Raw genomic sequence first — 1,958 nt, forward strand, 5'->3', positions numbered from 1 at the left:
ACCCACGCCGGCCCCCTCCCCCTCGGCGGAGAGCATCCGGCTCACCGTCCCCGACGCCAAGAAGGCCGCGGCGTCCTGGGTGGCCCAGCACAACAGGACGGTCAAGGACCGCGACTGGTGGGACGACCCGTCTAAAAGGGACAGACTGTTCTGGGACGGCACCCGGCACGAGGTCGTCCTCGACCGGGGCCATGTGGAGGACGGCGACAAGGGCAAGATCCGCAAGCCGATCCGCCTGACCGGCAGGCAGACGTACTACGTGCCCCGCCGGCAGCCGCCCGGCGGCGAGTGGTTCATCCTCCAGGCGACCTACCGGGGACAGGACCGGCCACACGTCCTGGCCTTCTGGCGGCCGGAGGGCGAGTCCTTCAAGCTCGCCGCCAAGTCCCCGCTCCACTACGGGCAGCGGATACCCGCGCCACAGCTGGACGCCGAGGGATACGTCGCCGCCGCGCCGCGCGTGGACGGCACGGACATCGCCCTGGAGTACATGGCCTTCTGGAACAACTCCACGGACAGGCGGGCGGGAACGCGCGGCTACCGGCTGGCCAAGGACAACTACAGCCGCCTCGCCCACCCCAGGGTCTCCAAGGGCCTGTACGCGTCTTTCACCTCGTTCACCGCCTCCTACGGCTTCCGCACCCGGGACGGCGGGTCGTTCTATGTCTTCAGCCTGCTGAACCCGCCGCAGGCGATCTTCCAGGTCCTCACCATCGGTGGATTCGTCCCCCGGGGCGGCAAGGCGATCCAGGAGATCGCCGGTTCCTGGTACGCCTAGACCCGCGCCGGGAGGGACGGGCGCCGCCGCCCGCGCACCGGCGTCGCGGGAGGGCGGGCCCCGGGGATTCGAGGGGCGGCGACCCCCGGGCGTCCGGTCAGGCGGTCCGCGSCAGCCTCAGGGCCTCCGCGGCGACGGCGTGCCGCAGGTCGCGGATGCCCGCGCGGCCCCGGAGCGGATGGACGTTGTTGGTCAGCAGGACGGCCGTCAGGGCCAGCCCGGGGTCGACGACCAGCGCGGTGCCGGTGAAGCCGGAGTGGCCGTAGGCGGAGGCCAGCGGGCCGACGACGGCGGGGTCGCCGATCCGCACCCCCAGGCCCTGGCCGAAGACGGCGCCCCGGACGCCCTGGTCGCGGGTCATCTCGGCGACCGTGTCCGGGCGCAGGATCGGGGCTCCGCCGGTGCGCAGCGCCTCGGCGAAGCGCACCACGTCGTCGGCCGTGGCGAAGATGCCGGCGTGCCCGGCGACCCCGCCCAGTCCGTGGGCGGTCTCGTCGTGCACCTCGCCGCGCACGCATCCGGATCCGGCCCGCTCGGGCTTCTCCTCGGTGGCGGCGATCCGGGGACGCAGCGACGGCGGGGGCCGGTATCCGGTGTCGTCCAGGTCGAGCGGGCCGGTGACCCGGGCGTGGAGAAGCTCGTCCAGGGGCGCTTCCCCGGCGATCTCCGCCACCCGGCCCGCCATGATCATCCCGACGTCGGAGTAGAGGTGGGACGCGCCGGGCGGACACAGCGGCGGTGTCGAGACGACGCGCTCCAGGCGGGCGGCGAGGATCTCGGGCCCGTCGCCGGGGATCTCCTCGTGTGCCCGGCGGCCGGGCGGCAGGCCCGCCGTATGGGTGAGCAGGTGCCGCGGCGTCACCCCCGCGGGCCCGCCGGGCAGCCAGGTGGCGACCGATTCATCCAGGCCGAGGCGGCCTTCCTCGGCCAGCGACAGGACGACGGCCGTCGTGTAGAGCTTGGTGAGCGAGGCGAGGTCGAAGATCGAGTCACGGCGGGCGGCCGGGCGGTCGGCCAGGAGCGTCTCGGAGGCGCCCGCGTATCGTACGAGCTCTCCCCGCGCCGCGGCGGCGACCGTGGTCCCGTCCACGGCGATCACGGCGACCGCCGCCGAGCACACCTCCGGCACCGCCGCCGCCAGGATGGCGGCCAGCTTCGCCGAGCCGCCGGACACTCCGCG

At 74.3% G+C, this 1,958-nt stretch carries 2 protein-coding genes; one reads left to right on the top strand and one right to left on the bottom strand.

The window, feature by feature from the left end:
• Positions 1–778: DUF8094 domain-containing protein (locus CA984_RS46910; RefSeq protein ID WP_165781652.1), on the top strand; the 778-nt coding region annotated here is incomplete at its 5' end.
• A gap of 97 nt (positions 779–875) precedes the next feature.
• Here the strand turns inward: CA984_RS46910 and CA984_RS43835 are convergent.
• Positions 876–1,958: serine hydrolase domain-containing protein (locus tag CA984_RS43835; protein ID WP_242676515.1), on the bottom strand; the 1,083-nt coding region annotated here is incomplete at its 5' end.

It is taken from the genome of Streptosporangium minutum, from assembly GCF_002149035.1.
Classification (GTDB): Bacteria; Actinomycetota; Actinomycetes; order Streptosporangiales; family Streptosporangiaceae; genus Streptosporangium; species Streptosporangium minutum.